This is a genomic window from Bacillus cereus group sp. MYBK5-2, assembly GCF_051915685.1.
Taxonomy (GTDB): domain Bacteria; phylum Bacillota; class Bacilli; order Bacillales; family Bacillaceae_G; genus Bacillus_A; species Bacillus_A cereus.
The window spans coordinates 282,638-298,015 of the sequence record NZ_JBQAFE010000004.1; the positions used below are offsets into that span (position 1 = coordinate 282,638).

Consider the following 15,378-nt stretch of genomic DNA (forward strand, 5'->3'; position numbering starts at 1 on the left):
ATGAGAGTCGCCATTTTTACCGATACTTTTACGCCACAAGTTAACGGGGTTGCGAAAACGTTAGAGCGATTAACACGATATTTTCAGAAAGAACAGATCGTCTATTCTGTTTTCGCCCCTCAGCATACAGCTGAAGATAATTTTGTAGCGAATGTGAATAAGATGAGAAGTATCCCGTTAACAATATTATATCCAGAATGTCGTTTTTCTTTTCCTACTCCGCGCATTAAACGGGAACTACTTTCCTTTAAACCTGACATTATTCACATTGCCACACCTTTCAACATGGGACTTTGTGGATTGTATTATGCAAAAAAGTTAAACATCCCAGTTGTCGGTTCTTATCATACTGATTTCGATGCCTATTTACGTTATTACAAAATCGAATTCCTCTCCAATATGCTGTGGAGCTATTTAAAATGGTTTCATAGTCATATGCAAAAAAATTTTGTACCCTCTCCTGAAACATTACATCAATTAAAACATAAAGGCTTTCAGGCCCTCTCTATTTGGGGACGTGGTGTAGATTGCAATCTCTTTCATCCATCTTACAATACAGACCTATTCCGAAAAAAATATAATATTACAGCGAAGTACGTCCTTTCCTATGTTGGACGGATTGCTCCTGAGAAAGATATTGATACGTTGCAAAATCTTATCGTTAAATCAGCACATACTCGAAGCGACATTCATTGGCTTATAGCAGGAGACGGTCCTCTAGCAACAAGTTTACGTGAAGCTGTTCCGAAAACAAATATCACTTTTACTGGCTATTTACAAAGTGCAGATTTAGCTGAAGCATATGCTTGTTCTAACATAATGGTATTTCCATCAGCTACTGAAACATTCGGAAATGTCGTACTTGAATCACTCGCATGCGGTACACCTGTTATTGGTGCAAATAGTGGCGGGGTTAAAAATATTATTACAGATGGAAAAACGGGAGTTCTTTGTCCGCCTAAAAATGAAGATGCATTTCTATCATCCATTTATTTTTTATTACAAAATGAAGAAAAACTTGAGCAGATGGGAATAGCAGCTTCATCTTTTGCGAAATCAAAGAGCTGGGATGAGATCTTTCGTGGCTTGCTTAACCAATATGAAGAAGTCCTTCAGCATAACGCATCAGAGTTGCTTGCTTAAATAGAAAAACTCCCTTCAAAAAAACGAAGGGAGTTTATTACATGGTCATAAATTTTAGTTTAATAAATGATACATAAGGTTAAGCATTGTTTTATTTCTATATTAATTATATCAAAAATAAACATAACTAAACAGACTTGTAATAAAAACCCATAAAAATTAATATATGGTTATACAGTATTTTAACTGTATAATGATTTTAAGAATTCCCCTTAAAATCAACTTACTCACATACCTTTATACAGCAATTGTTCCCCAATTCTGTATATCAAAAAAACCTTTCATTCATTTGAAAGGTCTTTTTGAGCCTGCCCATATTCTTCTTTCGTATTTACATTTATAAACCAATCCGCATTCGCTTGTACATCTTCTCCAGAAACATACTTCACATTACATTGTGATAAAAGCTGCCCCATACTTCTTTTTTCTTCCTGAAGTAAAGCATAAATCTTTTCTTTCACGCGGTTATGATACGCCGCAAGTAGCGGTTGTTTTCTTCCATTAATAATAGGTACAACCGCATCATATTCATTGTTCGTTTGCTCCAGTAAAATGGTAAACCATTCATGCGAAACATTTGGCGCATCGCAAGGCATAATAGCATACCAATCTGCTTCTATGTATTCCATACCTGATACAATGCCGGCAAGCGGTCCATTTCCTTTATAGTGCGGAATGTCTTCTATAACAGGTACTTGTACGAATTGCTCTACTCGCTCTTTTATATCAGTATGGCTAATTACTACAATGTCTTGCAAAGTATTTCCCATCACTTTCACAATATGCTCAACAAAAGTAGTTCCCTTCCAAATTGCTAACGCTTTCGGCTCACCGAATCTACTCGACATACCACCTGCTAATACAATTCCAGCATACTTACTCATTGGCGATGCAGCTCAAATGTAATATGACCTAATTCCGGTAAAATTAATTTATTCATCGCAAGGCGAACCGCTCCGCTAGACCCTGGCATCGAGAAGACTACTTTGCGCCCAATTGTACCACCAATCGCTCTACTTAACATTGCGCTGCTTCCGATATCTTCTAAATAACTAATCATACGGAACAGCTCACCAAATCCAACAATTTCTTTATCTAATAACGCTGATACTGCTTCAATTGTGACATCGCGTTTCGTAATACCAGTACCGCCATTTGTTAATATAACATCTACATCTTCCTTATGATAACCAGCTAACACTGCTTGCTGGATACTTTCTTTATCATCTTTTACAATTTCATAAGAAGTTACTTTATGTCCCGCTTCTTTTAACAATTCATGTAATAGTTGTCCGCTCTTATCTGTTTCTTCCGTACGTGTATCGGAAATCGTCACGATCTTGCAACGCACTTCTTTTGGAGCTTGTTTTTTATGTTCAGTTACACTCATTTTTTATCTTTCCTTTCTTAAAGACTTTTCTTCATTTTATCATACATACCTTTACACAATTATGTATGAAGCCAATCATGCGCCATGATACAATATAAGTATACTAACCCACAAAAAGGAAAGTGCACTTTCTTATACTCCTAGACTACACATCTTTAGCTACTCTTTATATTTTCTACATAATAGAATTCAATTTTAAAACTTGTACTAAAAAATAAATTGGAGGTCTACATAGTATGGAACTTTATAAAAAATTAACAACAACATTTATCCTCTTATTCATCGCTTCAATCACTGTCGGCTTTTCCTTAAAAGGCGCAATTCCATACGCTACATTAGTAAGCATTATATTCGCGACACTATTTTTACTAAGTAGTGCCTTTTGCGCAGGTAAAGCACGTCAAATGAAAGGTTGATTACATATGTTCCAGAAGAAACCAATCCTTTGTAAATCATGTGAAAAGGAAATACAAAAGGAGGACTTACATTGTTTAAATCAAACCGTATCCAGTTACGAAAGTTTTCCGAAGATGATATTCTAACATATTATAAATGGCATAATGATATAGACGTTATGAGTTCAACTACTCTCACTCTTGATAAATATTCCCTTCAAGACACAGAAAAACTTTGCCAGCAATTTATTCATTCTTCGGACTCTAAGAGCTATATCATTGAAGAAAAATCTACGCATCTTTCAATTGGTATTACTTCTTTAATTCATATTGATTCGTATAACCGAAACGCTGAATGTATTATTGATATTGGTAACAAGGATTACTGGGGGCAAGGCTATGGGAAGGAAGCTTTCACCTTATTATTGGATTATGCATTTTTAGAATTAAATTTACATCGCCTTTCTTTACGAGTATTTTCTTTTAACGATAGAGCAATTAAATTATATAAATCACTCGGTTTTCAACATGAAGGAACTTGTAAAGAAGCTATATTCCGCAATGGCAATTGGCATGACATTGAACTCTTCGCTTTATTCCAACGTAATTATAAATAAAAAAAGCTTTGCGCTCACCGCGCAAAGCTTTTTTTCATATATTATAGACCAGCTTGCTCTTTTAAAGCTGCTGCTTTGTCTGTACGCTCCCATGATAGATCTACATCAGTACGTCCGAAGTGGCCGTAAGCTGCTGTTTGTTTGTAAATTGGGCGACGTAAATCTAGCATTTTAATAATACCAGCTGGGCGAAGATCGAAGTTGTTACGAACTAGTTCTACTAATACGTCTTCAGATACTTTACCAGTGCCGAATGTATCAACTGAAATTGATACTGGTTGTGCTACACCGATTGCGTATGCAAGTTGTACTTCTGCTTTTTCAGCAAGACCAGCTGCTACGATGTTTTTCGCAACATAACGAGCTGCATATGCTGCAGAACGGTCAACTTTCGTTGCATCTTTACCAGAGAATGCACCGCCACCGTGGCGAGCGTATCCACCGTAAGTATCAACGATGATTTTACGTCCTGTTAAACCAGCATCACCTTGTGGTCCACCAATTACGAAGCGGCCAGTTGGGTTAATGAAGAATTTCGTTTCTCCATCCATTAATTCTGCTGGTACTACAGCTTTAATTACGTGCTCTTTTAAGTCGCGATCGATTTCTTCCCATGTAACATCTGGGTGATGTTGTGTAGAAATTACGATAGTATCAACACGTACTGGTTTACCATTTTCATCATACTCAACTGTAACTTGCGTTTTTCCATCCGGACGTAGGTATGATAATGTATCATCTTTACGTACTTCAGTTAAACGGCGAGCTAATTTGTGAGCAAGCGAGATTGGAAGTGGCATTAACTCTTGTGTTTCATTACATGCGAAACCAAACATTAAACCTTGGTCTCCTGCACCAATTGCCTCAATCTCAGCGTCAGTCATTTGACCTTCGCGTGCTTCTAGCGCTTGGTCAACACCCATAGCGATGTCAGCAGATTGCTCATCGATAGATGTTAAAACTGCACAAGTTTCTGCATCGAATCCGTATTTTGCGCGTGTGTAACCAATGCCTTGAATTGTTTCACGAACGATTTTTGGAATATCTACGTAAGTAGAAGTCGTAATTTCCCCCGCTACCAATACTAAACCAGTTGTTACAGTTGTTTCACAAGCTACACGTGCATTTGCGTCTTTTGATAAGATCGCATCTAAAATTGAATCAGAAATTTGGTCACAAATTTTATCTGGATGTCCTTCAGTTACAGACTCAGATGTGAACAGATGACGTTTTTTTGTCATGTGGTAAACCTCCCTACAGTAATTGTATATATTGTACGGAACTCATCCTTAATTTGCCACAAACTGCGACATACATTTATTCTCCCACACAAGCATACAGAAAAACCTTTCCTACTTTACATAGAGGAAAGGTTTAATTTGCTACTTGCATACTGCTTTTTGCCCTTCGCTCTTATCGTTCGAGACCTGTAGCCTCGCACAGGTTTTAGCACCTATTCACCTGTATTTACCAATACAAGTGAGGTTGCTGGGCTTCATCGGGCCTGTCCCTCCGCCAGCTCGGGATAAGAGAGTATCCGTCCCAACCTATACTAAAGAAATGATATTCATTTGTCAATTAATATTCACATTTTCCTGAAAGTTTTTCTCAATACGCCTGAAATGAAATATTAATAGGGAAATAATGCATTCACACAAACAAAAAGAAATAAATAGTATACATTATTTATATAATTGTGTTATACTCTTGTTGGGGATTACGAGAAATATTTCATTAAATGAAAAGGATGGTATATAAATATGAGTACTGTGAATGTCCAAATTGGTTTACACGAATTATTGAACGGAAGCAATGCACAGATTCAACTAAGTGTTCCGCAATTAGTGGAAAAAGTATTAATGCGAAATGAAGGGAAATTAACTTCGACTGGTGCCGTTTCTGCTTCAACTGGAAAATATACAGGACGTTCTCCTAAAGATAAATTTATTGTGAAAGAAGCATCGGTTGCTGACAAAATTGCTTGGGGAGCTGTGAACCAACCGATTTCTGAAGAACATTTTAATAAATTATATACTAAAGTTTTAGAATACTTAAAAGAAAAAGAAGAGTTATTCGTCTTCAAAGGATTTGCAGGCGCTGACCGCAATTACCGCCTACCAATTCAAGTTATTAATGAATATGCATGGCACAATTTATTTGTACATCAATTATTCATTCGTCCAACTGAAGAAGAATTAACAACTCATGAGTCAGGGTTCACAATTGTTTCTGCACCGAACTTCAAAGCTGATCCAGCTGTTGACGGTACAAACTCTGAAGCATTCATTATGGTTTCATTCGAAAAACGTATTGTACTAATTGGTGGTACAGAATACGCTGGAGAAATGAAAAAATCAATCTTCTCTATTATGAACTTCTTACTACCTGAACAAGATATTCTTTCTATGCATTGCTCTGCAAACGTAGGTGAAGAAGGCGACGTAGCACTATTCTTCGGTTTATCTGGAACAGGTAAAACAACATTATCTGCTGATCCAAATCGTAAATTAATCGGTGATGATGAGCACGGTTGGTCTGATAACGGTGTATTCAATATTGAAGGCGGTTGCTACGCGAAATGTGTAAACCTTTCTCACGAGAAAGAACCACAAATTTTCGATGCAATCACATTTGGATCTGTTTTAGAAAACGTTATCATTAATGACCAAACGCGTATCGCAGACTATAACGATACTACTTTAACAGAAAATACTCGTGCTGCATACCCTATGCATGCAATCGACAATATCGTACTGCCAAGTGTTGCAGGACACCCAAATACAATCATCTTCTTAACTGCTGATGCATCAGGCGTATTGCCTCCAATCAGTAAGTTATCAAAAGAGCAAGCTATGTACCATTTCTTAAGTGGTTACACTAGTAAACTAGCAGGAACAGAGCGCGGCGTTACATCTCCGCAAGCAACATTCTCAACTTGCTTCGGTTCACCATTCTTACCACTTGATGCATCTCGCTATGCTGAAATGCTTGGTGAAAAAATCGAGAAACACGATGCGAAAGTATTCTTAGTAAACACTGGCTGGACTGGTGGCGAATACGGCGTTGGTAAACGTATGAACTTAGGTTACACTCGTGCAATGATTCAAGCAGCATTAAACGGTGAACTTGCGAAAACTGAAACAGCTAAACATGACATCTTCGGTCTTGAAGTTCCACTTCACGTACCAGGTGTACCTGACGAAGTGTTAATGCCTGAACAAACTTGGGCTGATAAAGCTGCTTACAAAGCAAAAGCAATCGAACTTGCAAATGAATTCAAAGCTAACTTCAAAAAATTCGACAGCGTATCTGAAGACATTATTAACTTAGGCGGTCCAATCGCTTAAATTAAAACTTTCTGTTGGAATAACCCTTTACTCATATGAATAAGTGTCGTGTAACCGTAAAGTTTCGCGTACTCACCGACAAAACCCAATGCGGCTTAACGGTTACACACACTTACATAAAAAAGAAGCTTACGTGAAAACGTAAGCTTCTTTCTATATCTTATATAAAGTGAAACGCTAATCTCTTCATCTGTGACCTAGATTATAAAATTACAGCTTCGAATATATACATTATATCCCTACTCACTACATCTCTCGGGTTTCACATCGTATGGGGCTAAAAAAGGCCCTGACTGCTTCTATTCGTGACTGGATCATCTATTCCATCTAAAAAGAAGTCTTTTATCTTTTTAGCTCTTTGTTAGTTCTTTCTCATCTTTCATGCTATAGTAACCTAAATTCACAACGATTAAGAAATACCCACCCATAATCCCTACTGCAAACGCCCACATAACCATGTGGTGCTCAATTTCGTACATAATAATAGCACCCAAAATGGCAGCTGCAAAACGGTTAAACATACCGAGTGTCGGTGCTTTCGTCTTCTTTACAATACTATCTCCAAGCTTCTCAATTCTTCTGCCTAAAAGCCAAACGCAATACATACTTACAATAAGCCCAATTCCAGCGCCTAAAAAATGTGCTGAAAACGGTGTTAACATCCAACCTAGTAACAAAATACCTAGTATATAATACGATTGGATTTTAAATGATCTTAGTGACATACTAATCATGCTGTACCTCTCTTCATTCGTTCTTATCTATCCAACAAAAAATTTCTTTCAAATTCATATCCCTTACATTCATTTCATTCAAATTAAAAACAACATAAACAGTATGTTTATGTTGTTTAAATGTTTTTAGAAAATAATATTATACAAGATTTCAAACATCATATTCTCATATTTTGTGACGGTTTTTCAAACTTTTTTCGTCCATTTATGAAAAAAATGATATCAATCTATGAACATACGGATATGATGTAATAAGCACACAAATAAAGGGGGCGTCTAATGATTTATTTTTTAATGGCTCTCATTCACCTCATTATCCCTGCACTTATTGGACTTTCATTGTATTGGTACACGAAAAATCATAGCATTTTTTACGCTGTCCTCGGTGTTCTTCTTCCAGGTATTATTCTTATTACACTCTTCCGTATTCCATTTTTAAACTTAATTCCACTTATTACTGCTATCTTATTTCTCATCTTCTTACCAAAAATAAAAAAATAGGAAAGCAGATCATAGGTGATCTGTTTTCCTATTTTGATATAGGTTCCCCTGCAATAGAATGAACTTTTACTTTCTCCGATTTCACAAACCATAGACCGACAAAAATGATAATTCCACCGATGATTTGTTGAAACGATACATATTCATTTGCCCAGACAGCTGCAAATAGAACCGCTACAAGCGGCGTTATATACATATATACCATCGTATGTGACGCCCCAATTTTTTGAACTCCAACATACCACATTACTAAACCGAATACTGTTACAAAGAAAATAGAATATAGTAAAGCGAATAGTGTCATTCCGTGAGTAATGTGAAATGGCATGACAAACACATGCGGACCACTTAACAATAATAGCGGAATCGCACCCACTAATGCAGACCATGCAGTAACACGTAATGCTGAATATTTTTTAATTAATGGTCCTGCTAAAACAGGATAAAGCCCCCAGCATATTGATGTAATAAGTCCAATTCCATTTCCATAAAAAGAACTAGTAAGTGAATGTCCTGCTACTAAAACTAATGCTGCACCAACAAAGGCAGTCATAGAACCGATTAACTTTCGAGAAGAAAACTTTTCTTGTTTCAAGAAAATCGCAAATGCAGTTGTAAAAATAGGTGAAATAGAAATGAGTAAAGAGGCATTTGTAGCGGATGTATATTTGACAGTTTCCATAAATAACGTTTGATACAGTACAATACCTACAACGCTAACGATAATTAATCTAGGTATATCCTTTCGCTCCATATAAACCGACTTTTCAATAAAAAAGGCAAGGAGTAACAGAAGCGGTGCCGCCGCCATCATACGAAGTGCAGTAAACTCAATTGCTGTAAATTCTAAAAGTCCATACTTCGCAATTGTATAGTTAATCCCCCAAATAATAACAACACTTAAAATTAATAACTCAATTCCCCATCTTCTCATGCGTATCCCCTCCGCAAAGAAGATTATACAGAAAATTCAATCATATGTACATTTCATTATGTGAAAAAATCTTTTTATTATATGAAACGTTTTGGTAAATGAAATTATATCGGCGATTTTCTGAATATATCGGCGCAACTCCATTTATATCGGCGATTTTTTCAATATATCGACTTATCGACAATAATAGCGACTTATAAAATAAAAAAAGGTGAGTCCAAAATACATTTTGGACTCACCTTTACTATACTCGAACGTGTAATTTCATATTTGGATTATAAAACTGGCTTGGGCTCTTCAACTGAAAAGTTCCTCCACCTTCATGCCAATCAACCGTTAACTTATCGTCCATAAATACAAGCTTTGTACGATCAGCGATAAAATTCATTGTGCTTGATTCAATATCCACATCGCGCTCATCTTTCTCTGCTACAGCTACTAAATCAATGATTCCGCTCATAACACAACCGCAACCTTCATTATCATAAAATAACTTTATATATTTCGCTTCACTTGGAATCGTATCCATAATCTTTTTATATGCTGCTTCTGTTACAGTAACGTACATATGTTAATCTTCATCCTCTCTTCTCTTATCATTCATATATTGTATCACCATTTTTCTTAAAAGTTATATACAGAAAATTAAGACTAATATACAATGTATGTGATAAAGTTTCAGCAATCGAGCTTTTATGAGTAGTTCATGCAGGAGAAAGGATGCTTACTATCTGTGTTCAAACTACAACGATATCCCATGTTATTAGGTGTATTTAGTAGTTTCTTCATTTCTAGCGGAATGCTATTACAGCATGTACTTCCCTATTCTCCTTCTATTAGCTGGATTCTAGGTTTTATTTGTTTCCTATCCGCTTCTTATTTTGCTACGAAGAATACAAACAACTCATAAAGCAAGAATCACCTTAAGGAGGATTATCAAACATGCCAGCCTTAAAAAAAATAGAGCAATCACTCGATCACTTATTCCAAATTGAAAAATACGGAAAAGATAGTGCCTTTAGTCGATTTATCCCAGCCGTATATGATCCTATCAAATTTCCTTGGCAACAATTTTTCGAAGCAAATTTTGTAGATTTATTTAACGGCCTTATGATGCACGGATCTGAAAATGTAAACAAAGTATTTTTAGCTGTATTCCCTACAGATGACGTTCTTGAAACATTCATTTCACAATCCACACCCGGTGATTTACTCTTTATGCACCATCCCCTTGTAATGGAGTGCGGTGATCCGCTTGGAAGATCAGGCCGCGGTTTCATACCAATTCCTGAAAAATATTTGCAAGGAATAAAAGAAAAACAACTTTCTATATATACATGTCACGTACCAATGGATTTTCATCAAACACATGGAACGAGTATTTCAATTGCAAAAGCATTAAACGCTACTGTAGTGGACGACTTTGCATATGGAGGTCCAGAACAAGAACCAGTTGGCCTTATTTGTGAAATAGATGAAACATCAACAGAAGCACTCCAAAAACATCTAAAACAACTCTTCCAGATTCCTTACACAGACTTCGAAGGTAAACGACATGATTCCATCAAAAAAATCGCAATTATCGCTGGATGTGGCGATGTTGTATCTTTAATGAAGGAAGCAGAAGAAAAAGGTGCTGAAGCATATATTACAGGAGAAATCCATTGCCATATCGACAATGATTACGGCAGACATAAATACTCGCTCATTATGGATTATGTAAAAGAAACGAATATGTCTCTAATTGGTGTGTCACACTCTGCCTCTGAATATTTAGTGAAAGAGACATTGATGTATGATTGGTTTAAAGAGAATTTTGATGTGGATGTTATTTTGCTTCCACAGGAGAAATGGTGGCTCTAACACTATCATTTTTTAAATTTATATACACAATACAATCGACCACAGAAAAATAGAGAAATGTGAAAGCACCACCTGTACCAACGTAAATGCTTTCGTTGTGCCGAAAAACGAACCTACTGATAGTACCGAGTTTACTGGTGCTACCAGTATTACAGCATGAATATATATTCTATTTTTCTAATCACTGACATATAGCAATTCATTTCATAAAAAAAAAGACCCGAGATTCGGGTCAACAAATAGAAATATAAATGAACTACAACAAATAACAGACAAAGCCATTATATATTTTTCATAGTAAAACATCCATTATTTTCTTTTTACACTATCAATATATTATTTTTCGTTATCGTCCTCTTTTTTAGAACGTCTACCTAAGAAGAACACAAAAACATCACTTCCAAATAAGTGATGTTTTTTCTATTTAATGCAGTGGTAACATAACCTCAACCGTTGTTCCAACCCCAACTTCACTTTCAAAACTCATTTTACCGTTGTGGTCTTTAATAATTTTTTCTGTAACTACTAAACCTAGACCAGTTCCTGTTTCTTTCGTTGTATAAAAGGCTTCATTTAACTTTGGAATTTTATCTTTCGGAATGCCGCATCCCTCATCTTTCACTTGAACGATGATTCCATCTTTTACAGTAACTTTAATCGTAATTGTTCCGCCAACTGACATTGCTTCAATTGCATTTTTGATTAAATTAAAAAAGACCTGTTTTAATCGTTTTTCATCACATATAATTGATGGTAAGTCTTTACTGTAAATACCTTGTATGTAGACTCCTTGTTTTAAAGCTGGCTTTTCCATAACTCGAATAACATAAGAGATAATTTCTTGTATGTTATGAGTTTCTGATTCTAGTGATTTAGATTTCTCAAATCCACTAAGTTCTGTAGCAATTATATGAATCCGATCTACTTCTTGTTTCATAATATCACTATAAATTTTATCCTCTGGATGCTTGTCTGCTTGTTTATTCACAAGTTTTTTTAAGTTTGCTAAAGGTCTTCTAATCTTATAACCAATAACCGTTGCCATCTTTCCAACAGCTGCTAGTTTTTCTGTCTGTTTTATTTCTTTGTCCATCATCTCAAGCGTACGAACGTAAGACTGAACCCTTAAAAATATAATCCAACATATGATAGTAAATACGCTATATAATGCCATTGGGATTAAAACGAGAGAAGATTGAATAATGATTCCTGTAAGAGCATACTTTCCGATAAGTATCGCTGGAACTAACCAGAAATATCTTTTATTCACAAAGATTGGTGCAAACAAAATAAAAAATCCTTCTACTATATTTCCACCGTCAAATTCTGCATCGCTACCATAATAAATCATAATGTTATGGATACAATCTAATACATTATAGCCAATTAGAATAATATACTTTACCGCAAAAGCATTCTTCCATTTCATAAAGTATATTCCAATGCAAAACAATACCACCATCAAAAAGTAAAGCCATAAACCTAAACCATCTTCAAACTCTCCTACACCTTCTTGCTCTCCACCGATTAACGGTACGATAAATTCATAGGCAAGATCATATACGAAAAATATAATAAAAAATAAACTTAAAAATGCTTTCAGCGCCTTTATTTCTTCATTTTTAAATATATAGCCTTTATTCATATGGTAACTCCTAGCTTTTCTTCCACTTGGATTTCAGTATTTCCACACTTCCTTGGGAGAATGATGTCTATTCTCGTTCCAATATCTTTTTCACTTGAAATATGCAACTCACCAAGGTGCTCGGCGACAATTCGATTCGCTACCGTCAGTCCCAGACCAATTTTATCTTGTTTCGTTGTATAAAAGGCCTCTGTAACACGGGGTAAGTTTTCTTGCTTAATACCATGACCATTATCGATCACACTGATCATTACATATTCTTTCCCTTTATTTTCTAATTGTAAATGTAATATGCCACCTTGTCCCATTGCCTCTAAAGCATTTTTTATCGTATATACAAAGACTCCTCTTATTTTTCGTTCATCACATTCAACTTCTATTGTTTTTTCTTCCACATTAGAAATAAACTGAATGTTTAATTCATCTATTTTTTCACGAAGACTTGTTATTACTTGTAATACAATTTTTCCTACATCATGTTTCTTATAAATAGAAGGTTTGCATGTAGCAACTTCCATTAACTCACTTATCATATTATTCATATTTTCTATTTCAAAAATCATACGTTTATAAATAGGATCCTCTTCATGCTTCTCTCGTTGTAATTGCGTAAATCCTTTTAATGAAGCAAGTGGATTTTTAATTTCATGTCCAACCGTCGCTGCCATTTTTCCGATTACTGCTAATTTCTGTGATTCACTAGCAATTGCAATACTTTCCTTTACAGCTGAAAGATATTGTAAAAATCTGTTTAAAATGATATATGCAGCTATTAACATAAGTGTATACATAATAAGGAACATAAATGCTTTTACTTCCTCTAATACAAATAAATAAATTAAATATTTTCCTACAATAGAGGAAAGTAAAAACACATAGAATTTTTTATTTAAAAATATAGGTACAAAGAAAATGAGAATAATTTCTATTATATTTGTCGCATCAAACGCCGCCTTATTATAAAAAACATACGAAAATATATTAGCGAGTTCTATCCCTATGTATGCAAATATCCATGCATATTTAACAAGGTTTGCCTTCTCTTTTTTCATTAAATATATATTCACGCACAGTATTGCTACTCCGCAAATAACTTGCCATATTATATTATATCCCTTATCCATTATTGATTTATCTTCTAATACGATTGCATAGAAAATTTGATATACAATAACAATGACATATAACACCCATAAAAGGATTTTTGCATTTCTTTCTTCTTCTTTATATGATAGAAAACTTTCTTTCACTTCAACACCCCTTCAAAATAATATCTCGAAGAATACCATTTATTATAATAAATGATTTTCATAGACAAACAAAGATAAATCGAACATTTAAGGAAAATCGTACCAAAAACGCAATATATTTAGACTATATACAGAGCATAAAATCTATGATCATTAATACGTATATTATGGGAGGTGTTTTTTATGGATGGCAAAAAAAATAAAAAGACCGAACAACTCCAATCTTTTACGCGTGAAAACGAAGGAAAGGAAATGACAACAAATACAGGTGTTAAAATTTCAAACAATGAAAACTCTTTAACTGCCAGTGATCGTTTCCGAACGATTAGGCATAGTGCAGGGAACGCCAAATGGACAGTGGGAAGTAAATGATATTTTCTTAACAAGCTCACCACTCCTTTATGATGGATGATCATTTTCTTAACAAAGTAAGTTCATTTGTCGTAGAATCATATAATCACTTTAAGCCGATTGGCTCCTTCCAAAACGGCTCTTCTATTATTCAATCTTTAAATATCGAAGGAAAGCCTGGTATTTTAATAGAACAAGACCCTACAAGGCTAGCAAATGAATTTATTAAAGCTATGACAAAACAACGTTTTTGGGATAGAGCATATTCATAAAATAGGGGGAAATTTATGTTTGTTACTGTCGAGAAAGATGTGCATATTTTTGTGCAAGACATTAATCCTGGGCCAGGTAGTAAGACTGTTTTCTTCGTTCACGGATGGCCTTTAAATCATCAAATGTACCAATATCAACTCAATGTTTTACCAGAGCATGGCTTTCGCTGTATCGCCATGGATATACGAGGGAATGGACAATCTGATAAGCCATGGACTGGTTACACGTATGATCGATTAGCGGATGATATCGCAATTGTTCTGGAAGCACTTCAAGTAGAGAACGCTACATTAGTCGGTTTCTCAGTTGGTGGTGCTCTTTCTATTCGCTATATGTCTCGCTATAATGGGCGCCGCATTTCTAAGCTCGCATTAATTGACGCTGTCTCCCCCTCTTTCGTTAAAAATCAAGAGTCCCCTTACGGTGTACCGAAAGAACAAGCAGATGCTCTCATTAATCAAATGTATGCTAATTTACCAAAATTTTTAAATGATGTATCTTTATCCTTTTTTAATAGAAACTTAGGGGCTGCAACCCTTGAATGGTTTTCTTATCTCGGTATGCAGTCCGCTTCTTATGCCCTTATAAAAATTTTACAAGCAGCTGCAAATGAAGATGTAACGAAAGATTTAAATAAAATTAACGTCCCAACAAAAATCTTCCACGGCGTTCACGACCAACTAATTCCTTACAAAAGTGCTGAGCTTACGCAACAACGAATTAAAAATTCTCAGTTACATGCTCTTACAAATAGTGGTCATGGTTCACCAATCGATCAAGCGGATGAATTAAATAAAGAACTGATAAAATTTTTACATGCATAACAACTGCAATACAAGAACGAAAGTTAATACAATCGATTTTTCACAAAACATAAAATTCACATATTTCTCACAAATACACAAATAAAACGATTACATTTTCATATATACTAA

16 protein-coding genes, 1 pseudogene and 1 riboswitch are annotated in these 15,378 nt (G+C 35.2%); of the genes and pseudogenes, 9 read left to right on the forward strand and 8 right to left on the reverse strand.

Annotation, left to right across the window (positions count from 1 at the left end):
• Positions 1–1,143, forward strand: a complete 1,143-nt coding sequence (locus ACTFP3_RS17185; protein WP_149214766.1) for a glycosyltransferase family 4 protein — start codon at positions 1–3, stop codon at positions 1,141–1,143.
• 281 nt (positions 1,144–1,424) lie between these two features.
• On the opposite strand, the gene ACTFP3_RS17190 is transcribed toward ACTFP3_RS17185, so the two are convergent.
• Together ACTFP3_RS17190 and ACTFP3_RS17195 are read right to left on the reverse strand one after the other, a co-directional pair.
• On the reverse strand, positions 1,425–2,027 hold the full coding sequence (locus tag ACTFP3_RS17190) for a molybdenum cofactor guanylyltransferase (RefSeq protein ID WP_000049595.1): 603 nt from the start codon (positions 2,025–2,027) through the stop codon (positions 1,425–1,427).
• Positions 2,024–2,533: a MogA/MoaB family molybdenum cofactor biosynthesis protein gene (locus ACTFP3_RS17195; RefSeq protein ID WP_000117123.1), complete on the reverse strand. Its 510-nt coding sequence runs from the start codon at positions 2,531–2,533 to the stop codon at positions 2,024–2,026. The genes ACTFP3_RS17190 and ACTFP3_RS17195 overlap by 4 nt, the downstream gene beginning before the upstream one ends.
• Before the next feature lie 236 nt (positions 2,534–2,769).
• Between ACTFP3_RS17195 and ACTFP3_RS17200 the strand changes: the two genes are divergently transcribed.
• The gene (locus ACTFP3_RS17200; protein WP_000424797.1) at positions 2,770–2,949 is read left to right on the forward strand and encodes a hypothetical protein; all 180 of its coding nucleotides are present in this window, start codon (positions 2,770–2,772) and stop codon (positions 2,947–2,949) included.
• 71 nt (positions 2,950–3,020) lie between these two features.
• A complete protein-coding gene (locus ACTFP3_RS17205) occupies positions 3,021–3,545 on the forward strand; it encodes a GNAT family N-acetyltransferase (RefSeq protein WP_149149958.1) in 525 nt (174 codons plus the stop codon).
• A gap of 41 nt (positions 3,546–3,586) precedes the next feature.
• Here the strand turns inward: ACTFP3_RS17205 and metK are convergent, their stop codons facing one another.
• Positions 3,587–4,786 (reverse strand): methionine adenosyltransferase, encoded by a 1,200-nt coding sequence (metK, locus tag ACTFP3_RS17210; protein WP_000163123.1) that lies wholly within the window; start codon positions 4,784–4,786, stop codon positions 3,587–3,589.
• Positions 4,787–4,955: 169 nt separating this feature from the next.
• Positions 4,956–5,077, reverse strand: a riboswitch (SAM riboswitch).
• 228 nt (positions 5,078–5,305) lie between these two features.
• Between metK and pckA the strand changes: the two genes are divergently transcribed.
• Complete coding sequence (gene pckA / locus ACTFP3_RS17215; RefSeq protein WP_000108815.1) at positions 5,306–6,892, forward strand: phosphoenolpyruvate carboxykinase (ATP); 1,587 nt, start codon at positions 5,306–5,308, stop codon at positions 6,890–6,892.
• Between the two features lie 350 nt (positions 6,893–7,242).
• On the opposite strand, the gene ACTFP3_RS17220 is transcribed toward pckA, so the two are convergent.
• Entirely contained in the window at positions 7,243–7,626 is a 384-nt protein-coding gene (locus ACTFP3_RS17220) for an ATP synthase subunit I (protein WP_000624926.1), read from the reverse strand.
• Positions 7,627–7,905: 279 nt separating this feature from the next.
• Between ACTFP3_RS17220 and ACTFP3_RS17225 the strand changes: the two genes are divergently transcribed.
• Positions 7,906–8,127, forward strand: coding sequence for a hypothetical protein (locus tag ACTFP3_RS17225; protein WP_000639042.1), 222 nt, complete (start codon positions 7,906–7,908; stop codon positions 8,125–8,127).
• Between the two features lie 28 nt (positions 8,128–8,155).
• Here the strand turns inward: ACTFP3_RS17225 and ACTFP3_RS17230 are convergent, their stop codons facing one another.
• Together ACTFP3_RS17230 and ACTFP3_RS17235 are read right to left on the reverse strand one after the other, a co-directional pair.
• Positions 8,156–9,061, reverse strand: coding sequence for an EamA family transporter (locus ACTFP3_RS17230; protein WP_326036543.1), 906 nt, complete (start codon positions 9,059–9,061; stop codon positions 8,156–8,158).
• 244 nt (positions 9,062–9,305) lie between these two features.
• Entirely contained in the window at positions 9,306–9,629 is a 324-nt protein-coding gene (locus ACTFP3_RS17235) for an iron-sulfur cluster biosynthesis family protein (protein WP_000289570.1), read from the reverse strand.
• A gap of 374 nt (positions 9,630–10,003) precedes the next feature.
• Here ACTFP3_RS17235 and ACTFP3_RS17240 point away from each other — a divergent pair, with 374 nt between their 5' ends.
• Positions 10,004–10,924, forward strand: a complete 921-nt coding sequence (locus ACTFP3_RS17240) for a Nif3-like dinuclear metal center hexameric protein (protein WP_001111122.1) — start codon at positions 10,004–10,006, stop codon at positions 10,922–10,924.
• Positions 10,925–11,348: 424 nt separating this feature from the next.
• Here ACTFP3_RS17240 and ACTFP3_RS17245 read toward each other — a convergent pair whose 3' ends face one another.
• Both ACTFP3_RS17245 and ACTFP3_RS17250 read right to left on the reverse strand, forming a co-directional pair.
• Positions 11,349–12,569 carry an ATP-binding protein gene (locus ACTFP3_RS17245; protein ID WP_001032627.1) on the reverse strand — a complete coding sequence of 407 codons (1,221 nt, stop codon included), beginning with the start codon at positions 12,567–12,569 and terminating at the stop codon, positions 11,349–11,351.
• On the reverse strand, positions 12,566–13,819 hold the full coding sequence (locus tag ACTFP3_RS17250) for an ATP-binding protein (protein WP_025710006.1): 1,254 nt from the start codon (positions 13,817–13,819) through the stop codon (positions 12,566–12,568). Before ACTFP3_RS17250 ends, ACTFP3_RS17245 begins: the two co-directional genes overlap by 4 nt.
• 183 nt (positions 13,820–14,002) lie before the next feature.
• Here ACTFP3_RS17250 and ACTFP3_RS17255 point away from each other — a divergent pair, with 183 nt between their 5' ends.
• The 3 genes and pseudogenes from ACTFP3_RS17255 (at position 14,003) to ACTFP3_RS17265 (ending at position 15,267) form a co-directional block, all read left to right on the forward strand.
• Positions 14,003–14,191: a catalase gene (locus ACTFP3_RS17255; protein WP_157418464.1), complete on the forward strand. Its 189-nt coding sequence runs from the start codon at positions 14,003–14,005 to the stop codon at positions 14,189–14,191.
• A pseudogene (locus ACTFP3_RS17260) lies at positions 14,124–14,442 on the forward strand (catalase); the annotation flags it as partial. The gene ACTFP3_RS17255 and the pseudogene ACTFP3_RS17260, both read left to right, overlap by 68 nt.
• Positions 14,443–14,457: 15 nt before the next feature.
• Positions 14,458–15,267 (forward strand): alpha/beta fold hydrolase, encoded by an 810-nt coding sequence (locus tag ACTFP3_RS17265; RefSeq protein ID WP_000498260.1) that lies wholly within the window; start codon positions 14,458–14,460, stop codon positions 15,265–15,267.
• Positions 15,268–15,378 lie beyond the last annotated feature (111 nt).

Coding starts and splice junctions, on each gene's coding strand:
- ACTFP3_RS17220 (WP_000624926.1), bottom strand. CDS start 7,626: ATGATTAGTATGTCACTAAGATCATTTAAAATCCAATCGTATTATATA.
- ACTFP3_RS17240 (WP_001111122.1), top strand. CDS start 10,004: ATGCCAGCCTTAAAAAAAATAGAGCAATCACTCGATCACTTATTCCAA.
- ACTFP3_RS17235 (WP_000289570.1), bottom strand. CDS start 9,629: ATGTACGTTACTGTAACAGAAGCAGCATATAAAAAGATTATGGATACG.
- ACTFP3_RS17200 (WP_000424797.1), top strand. CDS start 2,770: ATGGAACTTTATAAAAAATTAACAACAACATTTATCCTCTTATTCATC.
- pckA (WP_000108815.1), top strand. CDS start 5,306: ATGAGTACTGTGAATGTCCAAATTGGTTTACACGAATTATTGAACGGA.
- ACTFP3_RS17185 (WP_149214766.1), top strand. CDS start 1: ATGAGAGTCGCCATTTTTACCGATACTTTTACGCCACAAGTTAACGGG.
- ACTFP3_RS17190 (WP_000049595.1), bottom strand. CDS start 2,027: ATGAGTAAGTATGCTGGAATTGTATTAGCAGGTGGTATGTCGAGTAGA.
- ACTFP3_RS17195 (WP_000117123.1), bottom strand. CDS start 2,533: ATGAGTGTAACTGAACATAAAAAACAAGCTCCAAAAGAAGTGCGTTGC.
- metK (WP_000163123.1), bottom strand. CDS start 4,786: ATGACAAAAAAACGTCATCTGTTCACATCTGAGTCTGTAACTGAAGGA.
- ACTFP3_RS17255 (WP_157418464.1), top strand. CDS start 14,003: ATGGATGGCAAAAAAAATAAAAAGACCGAACAACTCCAATCTTTTACG.
- ACTFP3_RS17225 (WP_000639042.1), top strand. CDS start 7,906: ATGATTTATTTTTTAATGGCTCTCATTCACCTCATTATCCCTGCACTT.
- ACTFP3_RS17230 (WP_326036543.1), bottom strand. CDS start 9,061: ATGAGAAGATGGGGAATTGAGTTATTAATTTTAAGTGTTGTTATTATT.
- ACTFP3_RS17265 (WP_000498260.1), top strand. CDS start 14,458: ATGTTTGTTACTGTCGAGAAAGATGTGCATATTTTTGTGCAAGACATT.
- ACTFP3_RS17245 (WP_001032627.1), bottom strand. CDS start 12,569: ATGAATAAAGGCTATATATTTAAAAATGAAGAAATAAAGGCGCTGAAA.